This window comes from Herbaspirillum frisingense GSF30 (assembly GCF_000300975.2).
In the GTDB taxonomy this organism is placed as follows: domain Bacteria; phylum Pseudomonadota; class Gammaproteobacteria; order Burkholderiales; family Burkholderiaceae_D; genus Herbaspirillum; species Herbaspirillum frisingense.
Genome location: NZ_AEEC02000002.1, coordinates 258,893 through 273,797, shown reverse-complemented (window position 1 = coordinate 273,797; position 14,905 = coordinate 258,893). Strand labels below are relative to the sequence as shown.

General features: G+C 63.8%; 15 protein-coding genes. 8 read left to right on the top strand and 7 right to left on the bottom strand.

Going from position 1 to position 14,905, the window contains the following annotated elements; all coding sequences use genetic code 11:
* Window positions 1-8 precede the first annotated feature (8 nt).
* Both HFRIS_RS02675 and mdeB read right to left on the bottom strand, forming a co-directional pair.
* The gene (locus HFRIS_RS02675; RefSeq protein WP_006461681.1) at window positions 9-767 is read right to left on the bottom strand and encodes an SDR family oxidoreductase; all 759 of its coding nucleotides are present in this window, start codon (window positions 765-767) and stop codon (window positions 9-11) included.
* A 165-nt stretch (window positions 768-932) separates the two neighbouring features.
* Complete coding sequence (mdeB, locus tag HFRIS_RS02670) at window positions 933-3,614, bottom strand: alpha-ketoglutarate dehydrogenase (RefSeq protein ID WP_006461680.1); 2,682 nt, start codon at window positions 3,612-3,614, stop codon at window positions 933-935.
* Between the two features lie 313 nt (window positions 3,615-3,927).
* Between mdeB and HFRIS_RS02665 the strand changes: the two genes are divergently transcribed.
* Window positions 3,928-4,407 carry an Lrp/AsnC family transcriptional regulator gene (locus tag HFRIS_RS02665; protein WP_006461679.1) on the top strand — a complete coding sequence of 160 codons (480 nt, stop codon included), beginning with the start codon at window positions 3,928-3,930 and terminating at the stop codon, window positions 4,405-4,407.
* 85 nt (window positions 4,408-4,492) lie between these two features.
* Here the strand turns inward: HFRIS_RS02665 and HFRIS_RS02660 are convergent, their stop codons facing one another.
* Window positions 4,493-5,017 (bottom strand): response regulator, encoded by a 525-nt coding sequence (locus HFRIS_RS02660; RefSeq protein ID WP_006461678.1) that lies wholly within the window; start codon window positions 5,015-5,017, stop codon window positions 4,493-4,495.
* A 206-nt stretch (window positions 5,018-5,223) separates the two neighbouring features.
* Here HFRIS_RS02660 and HFRIS_RS02655 point away from each other — a divergent pair, with 206 nt between their 5' ends.
* Window positions 5,224-5,655: a hypothetical protein gene (locus HFRIS_RS02655; protein WP_006461677.1), complete on the top strand. Its 432-nt coding sequence runs from the start codon at window positions 5,224-5,226 to the stop codon at window positions 5,653-5,655.
* Window positions 5,656-5,722: 67 nt separating this feature from the next.
* Here HFRIS_RS02655 and HFRIS_RS02650 read toward each other — a convergent pair whose 3' ends face one another.
* The gene (locus tag HFRIS_RS02650; RefSeq protein ID WP_006461676.1) at window positions 5,723-6,589 is read right to left on the bottom strand and encodes an AraC family transcriptional regulator; all 867 of its coding nucleotides are present in this window, start codon (window positions 6,587-6,589) and stop codon (window positions 5,723-5,725) included.
* Between the two features lie 161 nt (window positions 6,590-6,750).
* Here HFRIS_RS02650 and HFRIS_RS02645 point away from each other — a divergent pair, with 161 nt between their 5' ends.
* Window positions 6,751-7,671 (top strand): CPBP family intramembrane glutamic endopeptidase, encoded by a 921-nt coding sequence (locus HFRIS_RS02645; protein WP_006461675.1) that lies wholly within the window; start codon window positions 6,751-6,753, stop codon window positions 7,669-7,671.
* Between the two features lie 15 nt (window positions 7,672-7,686).
* On the opposite strand, the gene HFRIS_RS02640 is transcribed toward HFRIS_RS02645, so the two are convergent.
* Window positions 7,687-8,253 (bottom strand): pyridoxamine 5'-phosphate oxidase family protein, encoded by a 567-nt coding sequence (locus tag HFRIS_RS02640; protein ID WP_006461674.1) that lies wholly within the window; start codon window positions 8,251-8,253, stop codon window positions 7,687-7,689.
* A gap of 213 nt (window positions 8,254-8,466) precedes the next feature.
* Here HFRIS_RS02640 and HFRIS_RS02635 point away from each other — a divergent pair, with 213 nt between their 5' ends.
* The gene (locus HFRIS_RS02635) at window positions 8,467-8,790 is read left to right on the top strand and encodes a hypothetical protein (RefSeq protein WP_006461673.1); all 324 of its coding nucleotides are present in this window, start codon (window positions 8,467-8,469) and stop codon (window positions 8,788-8,790) included.
* 49 nt (window positions 8,791-8,839) lie between these two features.
* On the opposite strand, the gene HFRIS_RS02630 is transcribed toward HFRIS_RS02635, so the two are convergent.
* Window positions 8,840-10,006 carry a 4-hydroxybenzoate 3-monooxygenase gene (locus HFRIS_RS02630; RefSeq protein WP_006461672.1) on the bottom strand — a complete coding sequence of 389 codons (1,167 nt, stop codon included), beginning with the start codon at window positions 10,004-10,006 and terminating at the stop codon, window positions 8,840-8,842.
* A 157-nt stretch (window positions 10,007-10,163) separates the two neighbouring features.
* Between HFRIS_RS02630 and HFRIS_RS02625 the strand changes: the two genes are divergently transcribed.
* Window positions 10,164-11,075 carry a helix-turn-helix domain-containing protein gene (locus tag HFRIS_RS02625; protein ID WP_006461671.1) on the top strand — a complete coding sequence of 304 codons (912 nt, stop codon included), beginning with the start codon at window positions 10,164-10,166 and terminating at the stop codon, window positions 11,073-11,075.
* A gap of 27 nt (window positions 11,076-11,102) precedes the next feature.
* On the opposite strand, the gene HFRIS_RS02620 is transcribed toward HFRIS_RS02625, so the two are convergent.
* Window positions 11,103-11,903 carry an IclR family transcriptional regulator domain-containing protein gene (locus HFRIS_RS02620; protein ID WP_006461670.1) on the bottom strand — a complete coding sequence of 267 codons (801 nt, stop codon included), beginning with the start codon at window positions 11,901-11,903 and terminating at the stop codon, window positions 11,103-11,105.
* A gap of 247 nt (window positions 11,904-12,150) precedes the next feature.
* On the opposite strand from HFRIS_RS02620, the gene pcaH reads away from it, so the two are divergent.
* The 3 genes from pcaH (at window position 12,151) to pcaB (ending at window position 14,867) form a co-directional block, all read left to right on the top strand.
* The gene (gene pcaH / locus HFRIS_RS02615; RefSeq protein ID WP_006461669.1) at window positions 12,151-12,843 is read left to right on the top strand and encodes a protocatechuate 3,4-dioxygenase subunit beta; all 693 of its coding nucleotides are present in this window, start codon (window positions 12,151-12,153) and stop codon (window positions 12,841-12,843) included.
* A gap of 24 nt (window positions 12,844-12,867) precedes the next feature.
* Window positions 12,868-13,380, top strand: coding sequence for a peptidase associated/transthyretin-like domain-containing protein (locus HFRIS_RS02610; protein ID WP_006461668.1), 513 nt, complete (start codon window positions 12,868-12,870; stop codon window positions 13,378-13,380).
* A gap of 110 nt (window positions 13,381-13,490) precedes the next feature.
* Window positions 13,491-14,867 (top strand): 3-carboxy-cis,cis-muconate cycloisomerase, encoded by a 1,377-nt coding sequence (gene pcaB, locus HFRIS_RS02605; RefSeq protein ID WP_006461667.1) that lies wholly within the window; start codon window positions 13,491-13,493, stop codon window positions 14,865-14,867.
* Window positions 14,868-14,905 lie beyond the last annotated feature (38 nt).

Genomic DNA, 14,905 nt, shown 5'->3' with positions numbered 1-14,905 from the left:
CTGACCGCTCAACCCCGCCCGATATAGGGCATCTTGGTCGCCATCACCGTCATGAACTGCACATTGGCATCCAGCGGCAGGCTGTCCATGTAGAGGATGGCCTTGGCCACGTGCTCGGCGTCCATGGTCGGTTCGACCTTGGTGGAGCCGTCGGCCTGCAAGGTGCCTTTCTTCATCAGCGTGGTCATGTCGGTGGAGGCATTGCCGATGTCGATCTGGCCGCAGGCGATGTCATAGGCGCGACCATCCAGCGAAGTGGCCTTGGTCAGGCCCGTGATGGCATGCTTGGTGGCCGTATAGGAGGCCGAGAACGGACGCGGCGCATGGGCCGAGATGGAGCCGTTATTGATGATGCGGCCACCACGCGGGGATTGCTCCTTCATGACGCGGAAGGCTTCCTGGGTACACAGGAAAACACCGGTCAGGTTGATGTCCACCGCTGCCTTCCACTGCTCCACGCTCAACTCCTCCAGCGATACTGGCGGTGCGAAGATGCCGGCATTGTTGAACAGCATGTCGAGCCGGCCGAAGCGTTGCCGGGTCTGTGCGAACAGGTGCTTGACCGAGGCCGGATCGGTCACGTCGGTCGCCACCACCAGTGCATTTGCACCGTGTTCGCCAGCCAGTTTGACGGTCTCTTCCAGCGCATCCTGGCGACGTCCGGCCAGGGCCACGCCATAGCCTTCGCGCAGCAGCGCCAGGGTAATCTGCCGGCCGATGCCGGAGCCTGCGCCGGTCACCAGCGCGATACGTTTGGGTGCAGCCATCGTGTTGACTCCTCAATGATCTTATGGACGGAACCTGCATCGTCGGCGGATAAAAAAACCGCCCGTGATGCACGGGCGGTTTCCACTATAACAAACACCAGACGCGGCCAGATGAAGGATTTTCAATCCCTGGGCCTGCCTTTCATGTATCCCGGCACTTGTACATCAGACCGTGCTCGACAGCGGCTTGGCCGTATCGATACCCAGCGTACGCGCTGCATCCTCCAGCCGCGCACGATCCTCTCCCCAGACCGCGCACAGCGCCGTATAGGCGATCCAGCGCGCATCGATCTCGAAGAAGTCGCGCAGGTTCACCCGCGTATCGCTGCGGCCAAAGCCATCCGTTCCCAAGGTCACATACTGCGCCGGCACGAAGGCACGGATACTCTCCGGCAGGGTACGGATGTAGTCGCTCACCGCGATGACCGGTGCTGCGCTACCCTGCAGTTGCTGCGTCACATACGGCAGCGGGTGCGCGCCCGACAGACGCTGGTTGCGCTGCGCCGCCACACCATCACGCGCCAGTTCGGTATAGCTGGTCACGCTCCATACCTCGGCCTCGATCTGCCAGTGCTGCTGCAGCAACGCGGCGGCGGCCACTGCTTCCTTCAGGATGGGGCCGGCACCCAACAGACGCGCCTGCGCGTTCGCCTTGCGACCCAGGCAGTACAGGCCACGCAGGATGCCTTCCTGCACGCCCGGCGGCAGGCTGGGCTGGGCCTCGTTCTCGTTGGTGACGGTGATGTAGTAAAAGACGTCCTCGCCGCGCTCCATCATGCGGCGCATGCCGTCGTCGAGGATCACCGCCAGCTCGTAGGCATAGGCCGGGTCATAGGAAACGCAGTTGGGAATCGAAGCGGCCGTCACCAGGCTATTGCCATCCTGATGCTGCAAACCCTCGCCGCCCAGGGTGGTGCGCCCCGACGTGGCGCCGATCAGGAAGCCACGTGCGCGCTGGTCCGCCGCTGCCCAGATCAGGTCGCCGATGCGCTGGAAACCGAACATCGAGTAGTAGATGTAGAACGGCAGCATCGGCGTGCCATGCACCGAGTAGGCGGTCGCGGCGGCCGTCCAGGAAGAGATCGCGCCGGCTTCGGTGATGCCCTCTTCCAGAATCTGGCCATCCTTGGCCTCGCGATAGTAGAGGATGGACCCGATGTCCTCCGGCTCATACAGCTGGCCCTGGGAGGAATAGATGCCGACCTGGCGGAACAGGTTGGCCATGCCGAATGTACGCGCCTCGTCGGCCACGATGGGCACCACGTAGCGGCCGAACTCCGGGTCCTTCAACAGGTTGCCGAGCTGGCGCACCAGCGCCATGGTGGACGACATCTCCTTGCCATCGGCTTCCAGCGCGAACTTGCTGTGCGCTTCCAGGGCCGGCACCGCGCGGCGCGCCTGGCCGGCATCGCGGCGCGGCAGGTAGCCGCCCAGCGCAGCGCGGCGGGCATGCAGGTGCTTCATCTCGGCGCTGTCGGGCGCGGGCTTGTAGAAGGCCAGTTCGCGGCACTGTTGATCCGACAGCGGCAACTTGAAGCGATCACGGAATTGCAGCAGGCTTTCCTCATCCAGCTTCTTCTGCTGGTGGGTGGTCATCTTGCCTTCACCGGCCGCGCCCATGCCGTAGCCCTTCTTGGTCTGGGCCAGGATCACCGTCGGCTGGCCGCGATGCTGGGCCGCCGCCTGGTAGGCCGAGAAGATCTTCTTCATGTCGTGCCCGCCCCGACGCAGGCGGTTGATTTCCTCATCGGTGAGCGTGGCGCCAATAGCGCGGGTGCCCGGTGTCTGGCCGAAGAAATGCTGGCGGTTGAAGGCGCCATCGTTGGCGGCGAAGGTCTGCAATTGACCGTCCACCGTGCGGTTCAGGGCATCCACCAACTCACCGTCGCGGTCGCGGGCGAACAGGCCATCCCAGTCCGAGCCCCACAGCAGCTTGATGACGTTCCAGCCGGCACCGGCAAACAGGGTCTCCAGCTCATCGACGATGTGACCGTTTCCGCGCACCGGACCATCCAGGCGCTGCAGGTTGCAGTTGACCACGAAGATCAGGTTGTCCAGCTTCTCGCGCGAGGCCAGCGAGAGCGCCGCCAGCGATTCGGGCTCGTCCATCTCGCCATCGCCGAACACCCCCCACACCTTGCGGCCCTGATCCTGCAACAGGCCGCGATGTTCCATGTAACGCAGGAAGCGCGCCTGGTAGATCGCATTGATGGGACCGATGCCCATGGAGCCGGTCGGGAATTGCCAGAACTGTGGCATCAGCCAGGGATGCGGGTAGGACGACAATCCCTGGCGTCCGACGCGCTTGGCCTCGATCTCCCGGCGGTAATAGGCCAGGTCCTCTTCGCTCAAGGCGCCTTCCAGGAAAGCGCGGGCATAGATGCCGGGCGCCGAGTGCGGCTGGAAATAGACCACGTCACCGGCGAACTTGTCATCGCGGGCACGGAAGAAATGATTGAAGCCGACCTCGAACAGGTCCGCCGCCGAGGCAAAGCTGGCAATATGCCCGCCCAGCTCGCCATAGGCACGATTGGCGCGCACCACCATGGCCAGCGCATTCCAGCGCATGATGCTGGCGATGCGTTCCTCGATGGCCTGGGCGTCCGAACCACCGGGGAAAGGCGGCTCCTGCTCGGGGCGGATGGTATTCACGTAAGGGGTATTGCGCGCATCGCGCCAGTTCACGCCCCACTGCTGGGCCGCCGCCGACAGGCGCGAGAGCAGGAAGCGCGCACGCTCCGGTCCGGCCTCGGCCAGCACGCTTTGCAGCGCCTGCAGCCACTCCTGGGTTTCCTGGGCATCGAGGTCGATATCACGGGCGATATCGCTGTCACTGGGGCGGGACATGTCCACTTCCTGATCTCCTGTCTGGTCGCACGCCGAGGCTGGCGCAGCGCGGGTCGGCATAAAACCTGCTGCCGCTGCAATCGCTGCTATGCAAAGAGACGAAAAGCCGGTAAAACACAGGCCGCGCCATCGGTCTCCCCGCGCCCGACGCCTTTTCGGTCTTGTCTTGGTGGTAGGGGCTAGCTTGCGAGATGAACTACCGGACTACGATACGCCGGATGGCCCGGCATGAGTCACTTAAAACAGGAAGTTGCCGTACAATATTCAGCATCCAGTGCTGCAAAACTGAAACCGACAGAATTTAATTTCGATAATGGAACTAGATACCACCGATTTGCGCATCCTGAACATCCTTCAGGAGAACAGTTCGATCAGCAATCTGGAGCTCGCCAGCCGTATCAACCTTTCGCCCTCACCGACCCTGGCCCGTGTGAAGCGGCTGGAAACCGAAGGCATCATCTCGCGCTACGTGGCGCTGGCCGATCCGCACCTGCTGGGCCTGAAGGTCAACGTCTTCGTCAAGGTGATCCTGGAGCGCCAGGGCGCCGAAGCACTGGCCCAGTTCGAGACGGCCGTGAGTGCCTTCGATGAGGTCATGGAAGTGTACCTGATGACCGGCGACGAGGATTACCTGCTGCGCATCGTGGTGCCCGACCTGCTGACGCTGGAACATTTCATCGTCGATCACCTGACCAAGATTCCCGGCATCAAGAATATCCGTTCCAGCTTTGCCCTCAAGCAGATCAAGTACAAGACGGCGTTGCCCACGCCCAAGATCAAGACCCGCCGCTGAACCGCCTGCGGGGCCGGCGTAGCAATGAAAAAAGGACCGCCCGGCCCTTTCGTTCTTTCCAGCGTCGGCAGCGATCTGCCGGCACTCAATGCGAGGTCTCATCCTCCGGTCTGGCCGGATCATCACGCCGCCGTGCCGGGTGCGCCTCGGCACCTCCCAGGACCGATGCCATCACCTTGGCCGGTACCGGTTCCCTCGCCGCCAGGGCATCGCACCAGCGCTCCACCATCTCCACCACGCAACGCGCATAGTGCTCGCCGTCGACTGGCTTGGGCTGGTATTGACTGGCACCGGCCGCCAGTGCTGCCTGCTCGCCCTCCATGTCCCGCGAGGGAAACACCACCACCGGCGCCTGCGCCAGATGCTTGCTGGCGCGCAACTCGCGCAACAGCTCCAGACCGTCGTAGCACCCCATGTCGGACTCCAGCAGGATCAGACAAGGCGCCACGCCATCGCCGCTACGCCGTCCCTGCAGCAGGCAACGCCGGGCGCTGGCCGCATCGGGGCAACTGCGAAAGGCGCAATGCAGACCCGAGCGCCACAGCGCGAAACGGGCCAGCTCCACGGCTTCCTGGCTGGGATCGATCATCACGATACTGGGGAAATTCATTCTTGGGACATCCTGTGAAACAACTGGAGCAAGGGCAGACTGCCAGCTACCGTTGTACAGGAGCATTGCCGCCGCGGGCATCGGGAAATTCCTGACGCCCCGCGCGAAGCTGACAGCAAGCTGTCAGGATTTCCCCTATCGGCGAATCACGATGGACTGGCTAGACTGGCAACAGTTGATCCTCCATTCCAAGGAAGTCCCTGCCCATGATGCCCTTTACCAAAGTCCGTGTCCCCGTTCCCGCCGCCCTGCTAGGCATGGTCGAGTTGTACGTCAGCGGCGGCGCCCGCCTCGTCACGGCGCGCGGCGGCGCCACCCATGACTGGGCCAGCCTCAACGCCAGCCCGCGCAAGGTATTGGAATGGTTCGCCACGGCCGGCTTCGCCGCCAGCGGGGAACGCGCTGCCCTGTCCAGCTTCCAGCCCTGCGCACAGCGCCTGGCCAGCCTGGACCAGCTCAAGAACACGGTGCGCCCGCCGCTGGCAGTGCCACGCTTCTGGCAGCTCGACGGCAGCAACTACGGGTTCGATGCCAGCCCGCACCTGCCCTATTGGCTGGCCATGAACGACGCCTCCTTCATCCCTCTGCTGGTGCCGGCGCACCAGGTCGCGCATTTTTCGCAGGCCCTGGTGGCCTGAAGCTCCCTGCCCTTCCTTCAGCGTTGCTTCAACGTTACGTCAACGTTACTTCAGCATTCCTCCAGCGCTACTTCAGCGGCAGATAGATATCGGTCAGCAGCTCGCCCGGCGGCGTATCCGGCAGCAGATTGAGGTAGTGGAAGTACAGCGGAAAATCACGCAATTCCTCCCCACTGCCCGGCAGCCACTGACGATAGAGCGGATAGATGCTCTCGGCCAGGCGTTCGTGCGCGCCCGCATGCCGCACCCGGGCGCAGCGCCCACCCGGAATCAGCTTCTCCACCAGACCTTGCGGATTGTCCGGCAGGGCGCTCTCGATTTCTCCGCAGATATCGAAACGGAATTGCTCCGGCGGCGTGGTATCCGGATTGTCCCAGGCCAGGCCAAAGGTGCGGCAGCGCTCCACTGGCGACAGGCCTGATGACTTGCGCCATTCGATGAAACGCGCCACCGTGGCGTTGAGATTGGGCACCGGACCGCGATGCTCCAGCACGGCGATGCGAACGGGTTCTACTATGACGATATCGACTTGCACGTCCACTTTCCTTTCAGGGATACGGAACACATAACGCTCGTTCCAGGCCGGCCAGTCGGGCGCACGCCGGAACTGCGAAGGCGCTTGTCCGAAGGCGCTCCTGAAAGCGCGGGTAAAGGATTCCGGATTTTCAAAACCGGCCTGCAGGGCGATCTCGATGATCCTGCTCTCGTGCCGGAACGCCAGTTGCAGGCTGGCCCGTTTCAGACGCATGAGCAGGATGTAGCGAGCCACCCCGACACCGACGAAGTCGGCAAACTGCCGCTGGAAATGGAACCGCGAAAAATGGGCGACGCCGGCCAGGCGGTCGACATCGAGCGCATCGTCGAGATGACGTTCGATATGGTCGAGTACCCGTTCGAAACGGGCTACATAGGATTTTCTGCGGGCGTCACTCATCTTGTCCTCGGTTCACGGGACGTACTGTGCAAGAATCGGCAGGCGAAATCCTGACCGAAATTGCGCAATGTTTTCATGAAATGATGCGCCTGCGCCACTTCAAGGTCGCCCATCATGGTAAAACACCGCTCCCGTCAATCCGACATCTGTCGTAGCCGCCAATGTCCGCCTTCTCGTTGCTTTCGTTGCCCTCGCAGCCATCGCTACCATCTCTCACCGCCACCCTGCTGCTGATGCTGGCCATCTGCACCGTCTGGCTTCCTGCGCTGCCCCTGCGTGGCCCGATGCGGCTGCCGCCCTGGCTGCTCTTGCTGATGCTGGCCATGGTCGCGGCCCTGCTCAACGGGCAGGTCAACATGGTCGGCGTGCTCGGCTTGCTGCTGCTGGGCGTGAGCGCGTGGCGGGCGGCCCATGCATGCCATGCACAACGCGCATGGCCGGCCGGCATGTGGCTGCTCCCGGTCATCGTGCTGAGCCTGCTGCTGGCCATGCATCGCTGGCCGGGCTTTCTCAATCCGCTGGTCCTGCCGCGCCAGGCCATCACGCCGGACGCGCTGCCCTTCATGCTGTATGCGAATTTCGACAAGGGTGTTGCCGGGCTGTTGCTGCTGGCGCTGCTGGCGCCGCGTTGCCATGCACGCAAGCAATGGCAGGCCGCGCTGCGCCGCGCACTGCTGCCGGGCCTGCTTACCATCGTAGTGGTCATGCTGTCGGGCTGGCTGCTCGGCATGGTGCGGCCCGAAGCCAAATGGCCGCCCTTTGCCGCCACCTTCCTCGCCATCAACCTGTTGTTGACGGTGGTGGCGGAAGAAGCCTTCTTCCGTGGGCTGATCCAGCAGCGCCTGCAACTGGCGCTGCACACGCTGCGCGGCGGGCAATTGCTGGCCGTCGTGGTGTCGGCCGTGCTGTTCGGCGCGGCCCATCTGGGGGGAGGGATGGTCTATGCCGCACTGGCGAGCGTGGCCGGTCTCGGCTATGCCATCGTCTTCCAGCGCAGTGGGCGCATCGAAGCCGCCATCGCGGTCCACTTCGCGCTCAATGCCGTGCACTTCCTCGGCTTTACCTATCCCGCGCTGGCCTGATACGGCGTCACCCGTTCAGGGCGCGATCCATTGTCCGCGCCACGCGCCGTCGTCGCGGCGGAACACGGCGCGGCAATGCTGACCCGGCGTCAGGTCGAGGTATTCGATGGCATCCAGCACCACCTCGACCAGGGTGAAATTGTCGAAGCCGCTGTGCGCAGGCTCTGACGGAACATGGCCGTCCTCCGGCTGGGCGATGACCGTTCCCGGTGCATGCGGGGTCTGGTAGAGGATCAGCGTATGCGGCCGCGCCCCGTCCCACATGCGTCGCACACGCGCACCATCCTGCACCGTACGCGCCCTGCCGTTCAGGCGCAGTTGCACATGTCGATCCAGATCCAGCGACAGCATGGCCACCCGGTCGTCGGCATCGATGTCGGCCAGCTTGGAAGAGCGACGGTCAGTGTGGAAGGCGAGCGTGCCAGTCAACGCGTCAGCCTCGCGCAAGACGATGGAGCGCAATTGGGGCGCACCGTCCAGCCCCAGGGTCGCAAGCTGCCAGATGGTAAAAGCTGATCGGGTGGGACTGGCGCCGAGGCGCAGGGCATCCCACAGATGGGTATGGAGTTCGGGCAAGTTCATGGCGGCATTGTAGAGCCTGGTTCGACGTGCTGCTTCGATCCGCCTCTGCCGGAAAATCACCCGCCTGCAAAAACGACATCGTTATGTCAGTTCAGCGTCAGTGCATTGTCAGAGCGCTGTGCCAACATGGTTGCTCAAGCACGTCCCCCATCGAAGTCCAGATTGCAGCACGTCACTCTCCCCGCGCCACGGCGGGAAAACACGGAGCCTGGCATGAAAATCTACTGGTCGCTCAAACAGATACCCGAACTTTCCTGCCTTGACCGCCGGCAACGCCTTGCGCGCTGGCGAGGCGTCTCGCTGCGTCTGTTTCATCACTGGCAGACCTGGCTGGGCCTGTTGGCGTGCGCCTTGCTGGCGGGGCTGGGACACAGTATCGGCATGGGCTATCCCGGCAGCATTGCCGGAGCACTTGTCGGCGCGCAGTGCTACTGGCACGCCTGTGTCTACGTTGCCCGACGCCACTATCGCCGTTTGCTTGCGCACGGTGACGAGGACGGTGCCGACATCTTGCCGGCGCCCGACCCGCACCAATGAAAACGCCCGCTTGCGCGGGCGTCATCGTCAATGGAAGTCTTGCCCAGGTTCAGAAGGCGCCGACATAGTTTTCCGCCAACGCCGTCGACAGCGCCCGCGAATTGACCACGTTCTCCAGTTCGGCACGCTGTATCTGCCGCTGGAAGGGCGAGGCGTCCTCGAAGGTATGCAGCATGCTGGTCATCCACCATGAGAAGTACTCGGCGCGCCAGATGCGCTTGAGCGCCAGTTCGGTATAGGAAGCCAGTCCATCCTCGCTGGATGTGCGATAGAAATCCTCGATCCCCTCGGCCAGGCGCTTGACGTCCCCCACCGCCAGGTTCAGCCCCTTGGCCCCGGTCGGCGGCACGATGTGGGCCGCATCGCCGGCCAGGAACAGGCGCCCGTGCTGCATCGGCGTGGATACGAAACTGCGCATGCCGATGATGCCCTTCTGGAAGATCTTGCCCTCCTTCAGACGCCAGCCGTCGCCATTTTCCAGGCGGGAGTGGAATTCGTTCCAGATGCGGTCATCGCTCCAGTTGTCCACGCTGTCCTTGGGGTCACACTGGAAGTAGAGCCGCTGCACGGTAGGCGAGCGCGTGCTCACCAACACGAAACCGCGCTCATGCTGCGCATAGATCAGCTCGTCCGAGGACGGCGGCGCCTCCACCAGCACGCCGAACCAGCCGAATGGGTAGACCCGCTGATAGTCCTGGCGCTTGCTGTCCGGAATGGCCGGGCGGGACACGCCGTGGAAGCCGTCGCAGCCGGCAATGAAATCGGCCTCCAGCGTATGCTGTTCACCCGCATGCAGGAAGCGCACGCGGGGCCTGTCGGTGTCGACACCTTCGATCGTGGTACCGCTGACCTCGAACAGCAGTTGCCCCTGTGCCGCCAGGCGCGCAGCCACCAGGTCCTTGATCACTTCATGCTGGGCATAGACGGTGATGGCCTGGCCGGTCAGCTCGGTCAGGTCGATCCGGTGACGCCGCCCGCCGAAGGCCAGTTCGATGCCATGGTGCAAGGCGCCTTCGCGCTTCATGCGTTCCCCCACGCCGGTATCGGTGAGGATGTCCATGGTGCCCTGCTCCAGTACACCGGCACGGATGGTGGACTCGATTTCTTCGCGGCTGCGGGTTTCCAGCACGACCGATTCGATGCCCTTGAGATGCAACAGGTGGGATAACAACAAACCGGCCGGGCCGGCGCCGATGATGGCGACTTGGGTACGCATGGGGGTCTCCGTAATGAAGGTTGTTTTTTGTTCTGGTGTGGAGCGAATCTTAGTCGTCGGGCGGCCATTTAAAAATGGATGATCCCGGCAAAAACTTGTACTATTTTTACAGACCAGAACAACAAGCCCTGCCCCCAGAGCGACGGACGGAGACCCCATGCCCCTGGCACGCAACAAACCCCGCATCAGCGAGGTACCCCAGTTTTCATTGTACGGTGAGGCTGTGCGGCCGGATGATGCCGAATCGGTCCATATCGAACTGATCGAGACGCGCAGCCGCATCCATGACTGGCATATTGCACCGCACACACATGCCGGACTTTTTCAGGTACTTTTTTTAATGTCCGGCCATGTCAGCGCGCTGATGGAGGACGAGGTATGGGACTACGACGGCCCGGTCGTCATCACCATCCATCCCTCGCTGGTGCATGGTTTCGACTTCTCGGAACAGGCAGTGGGATTCGTGCTGACGGTGGACCCGCACATCGTGTTTTCGGGCGGTGGCGGCGAGGCCCATGGCGAGCTGTTTTCTCCGCTGTTCCTGCGACCGATGGCCATCGAACTGGCTCGGGTTCCGGACTTGCATGCCCGCATGGAGACCCTGCTGCGCCTGCTGATCGCCGAATCAGCTGCGCCCCGCACCGGGCACGCATTGATGCTGGAATGGCTGGCACGCAGCGTGATGTTGCTGCTGGTGCGACTGGAGGCCGACCATCGCTCGGCCGAGCTCAGCGGACGCGGGGATTTCGAACTGTTCAGTCGCTTCCGCACGCTGGTGGAGCAACATTTCCGGGAACAATGGCAAGTCGCGGTGTATGCCGACAAGCTGCGCGTCACGCCCAGCCGCCTGAACCGCCTGTGCCTGAAACTGGCAGGCCGTTCGGCCTTCGACCTGGCGCAGCAGCGGCTGATCCTGGAAGCCTGCCGCAAGCTGACCTATGTGCCATCCGGGGTGGCGACCATCGCCTATGAGCTGGGCTTCCAGGACCCGGCATACTTCAGCCGTCTCTTCAAACGACACATGGGCGTGACGCCCAAGCAGTACCGGCGCACGCATGTGGAGGAATGAGCCGATGGTACCGCCCCCTTCCTGCTCCTAGAGCAGCGCGCCCAATTCCACCTGTATCTTGAGCATGGCCGGCAGGCAGCGTTCGACCATGTCCTCCAGCTTCATCCGCCCCGCATGCACGCTGATGTTCATGGCCGCCACCACCTCGCCGCGGAAGTTGCGCACCGGCACGGCCATGGTGCGCAGGCCCAGTTCCAGTTCCTGATCCACCAGCGCATAACCCTGGGCGCGGGCGCGCGCAATCTCCAGGGCCAGACGTTCAGGATCGGTGATGGTGTTGACGGTAATGGCCTCCGGCTGGGCACGGGACAGGATGATATCGAGCTGCGCCTGAGGCAGATTGGCCAGCAGGATGCGGCCATTGGCAGTGCAATAGGCCGGTACCCGCGTGCCTGGCTGCAGGGTGGTCGAGACCAGTTGCCCCGCGCTCACCGCCGCCACGCACACCAGCTGATCGTGGTCCAGCACCCCGCACGAGGCCGCCTCGCCCAGCGAATAGGCCAGCCGGTACAGCAAGGGCTGCACGATGCGCGGCAGGCGTGCCGAGTGCAGGTAGGACTGGCCCAGCCGCAGCACTGTCGGCGTCAGCGAAAAGGTCTTGTTGTCGTGGCGCATGTAACCCAGATGGGTCAGCGTGATGAGATACCGCCGGGCGGCGGCGCGGGTCAGCCCGGTCAATTGCGCCACCTCGGCGATGGTCAGGCGCGAGCGCTCCTGGTCGAAGGCTTCGATGACCTGCAGGCCTTTTTCCAGGCCGGCCACCAGGTCGCGCTTCAGCGGCCCCGCCTCGTCCTCGGCCATGTCCTCGTCGATTCGCTCTTGCTGCATGCGTCCCCGCCCTGTGGATAAGACAAGCTGATGCCGGTCACTGCAGGCTTGCTGCAGAAAACCGGCCATTTGTGCGATTCTCGCACAAAGCGGGCGAATGGCGAATATGCTGCGCTGCGTTGGCCTTGAGGCAGTCCGGGGGCTTGCCTACTATCTCCCCATACCCAAGCACGGCGCGCAAATCGCACATTTGGCAGCAAGGCAATGTGAACAAGCGCAGCCGCCCCTAGCGACCTGAGGAGACCTCATGCAATTCGATGCCATCGAACCCGGTGTCTATCCGGAACTGATCTATCCCCCCTACAAATCCACCGCCAAGCGCGGTCCCACCCAGGCGCCCCTGCGCGTGCGCGACGAGACCGCCACCGGCACCAACCTGTTCGCCTCGCCCAGGCTGATCCTGCCGCACGATATGGACCTGACCAAGCAGGGCAAGGGCGAACCCCTGGGCGAGAAGATCGTCGTCACCGGCCGCGTGCTGGACGAAGACGGCAAGCCGGTACGCAATTCCCTGCTGGAAGTCTGGCAATGCAATGCCGCCGGCCGCTACTTCCACAAGAAGGACCAGCACGATGCGCCGCTGGATCCCAATTTCACCGGCTTCGGCAAGATGCTCACCGACGACGACGGTCGCTATCGCTTCGTCAGCATCAAGCCCGGCCCCTATCCCTGGGGCAACCACCACAAGGCCTGGCGTCCGGCGCACATCCACTTCTCACTGTTCGGCAACGTCTATGCGCAGCGCCTGGTCACGCAGATGTACTTCCCCAATGACCCGCTGTTCGACTATGACCCGATCTTCCAGAGCATCCCCGACAAGGCTGCCCGCCAGCGCCTGATCTCGCGCTTTTCGCTGGAAGAGACGGTGGACGACAAGATGCTCGGCTACGAATTCGACATCGTCCTGCGCGGCCGCAACGGCACGCCCATGGGTATCTGACACACAGACTGAGCAGGAGCAGACATGAGCAATATCACCACCTCCCAAACCATCGGCCCCTTCCCTCACGAAGCCTGGGCCTGGGCCGTGGAACTGACCGCCCGCGTGGACAGCAGCGCCGCACAGATCAAGATTCGCGGTGCCATCTTCGACGGCGACGGCCAACCCATCAACGACGCCTGGGCCGAGGCCTGGCTGCCCGGCAGCGCTCCGGCCGAGAGCGCCCATGCCATCCCCGGCTATCGTCGCGTACCGACTGCCGAAGATGGCGGCTTCGCCTTCTCCATCTCGCAACCGCAGGCAGCCGCCGGCAAGCCGGTGGCCTATGTCACCGTGTTCGCCCGTGGCCTGGTCAAACACCAGTTCAGCGCGGTGTTCCTGGAAGACGATCCCGCCCTGGCACAATCGGCACTGCTGGAACAGGTACCGCCGAACCGCCGCGACACCCTCATCGCCCGCAAGCAGGCCGATGGCAGCTATCTGTGGAATATCCACATGCAGGGCGAGCACGAGACGGTATTCTTCGACTACATCTGATCTGAACTGACCGCCACCCACGGCGCCAGCAACAGGGGATCCGCAGGCTCAGGCCTGCCGGATCCCGTTTGCGTTACGGCACCATGGCGGCGGATCAACCTGGAGATTTCATGAGCGTTTCCATATTCGACAGCTTCCTCACCACGTCCGAGATGATCGCCGTCTTCGACGACCAGGCCGTGGTGCAAGCCATGCTGCGCTTCGAACAGGCGCTGGCCGAGGCCGAAGCCGCCGAAGGCGTGATTCCCGAGACTGCTGCCCGCGCCATCGCCAGCGTCTGCCGGGCGCCGCTGTACGACATTCCGGCACTGATCGTGGCCGGCCGCCGTGCCGGCGCACTGGCCATCCCCCTCGTCAAGGAATTGCAGCGCACGGTTGCGCTCTACAGTGAAGAAGCCGCGACCCATGTGCACTGGGGCAGCACCAGCCAGGATGTACTGGACACGGCCATGGTGCTGGTCACACGTAACGCACTCGACCTGATCGACAGCGAACTGGCGACCCTAACGCAGCGACTGCTGGAACTGGCACGCAGCCATCTGGACACACCGGTACTGGCGCGCACCCTGATGCAGCCGGCCCAGGTCACCAGCCTGGGTTTCAAATTCTGTGGCTGGGCCGCGCCGCTGCTGCGCTCGCGGGCGCAGTTGCAGACCTTGTCCAGCCATGCCCTGCAACTGCAACTGGGCGGTGCAGTCGGCACGCTTGCGGTACTGGATGACAAAGGACCGGCGGTCGCCGCCCGCATGGCCGCGGCACTGGAACTGGCCACGCCCGAAGCCGCCTGGCATACCCAGCGCGACCAATGGATCAGGCTGGGTACCGAGATGGCCGTACTGGCCGGCAGCCTGGGCAAGATTGCCACCGACCTGTCGCTGATGGCGCAGGGCGAGATCGCCGAACTGGCCGAACCCTCCGGCAACGACCGTGGCGGTTCCTCGGCCATGCCGCACAAGCGCAACCCGGTCTCCTCCATGATCGCGCTGGCGGCGGCCGCCCGCGCCCCACAGCAAGCCGCTGCGCTGCTGGCCGCCATGGGACAGCAGCACGAACGCGGCCTGGGCAACTGGCAAGCCGAACTGGCCGAATGGCCGGCCCTGTTCCTCGGTGTACATGGCGCCCTGCGTGCGCTCAATGAAGCCTTCGCCGGCCTGCAGATCGACCAGGAGCGCATGCTGCGCAACATCGATGCCCTGCAGGGCCTGGTATTTGCCGAGTCCGCCTCCATCGCGCTGGCCACCGTGATCGGCCGCCCGCGAGCACATGCCCTGCTGGAACAACTGACGCGCAAGACCGTGGCCGAGGGCGGGCAGCTGGTGGACCTGCTGGTCAGGGCGGTGGAGTCTGACGAATCGCTGCACAAGTCAGTGGACAGCGCGCATCTGCGCGCCCTGTTCGACCCCGTCATCGCGACCCGCCCGGCACGCCGCCTGGCCGAGCAGCAGCTTGAAAGAATGCAGGCTGCCCAAGGCAAGCCACCCGCCTGAGTGCAGCGTCCGCAACAAGAACACACCAAGACAGAGAG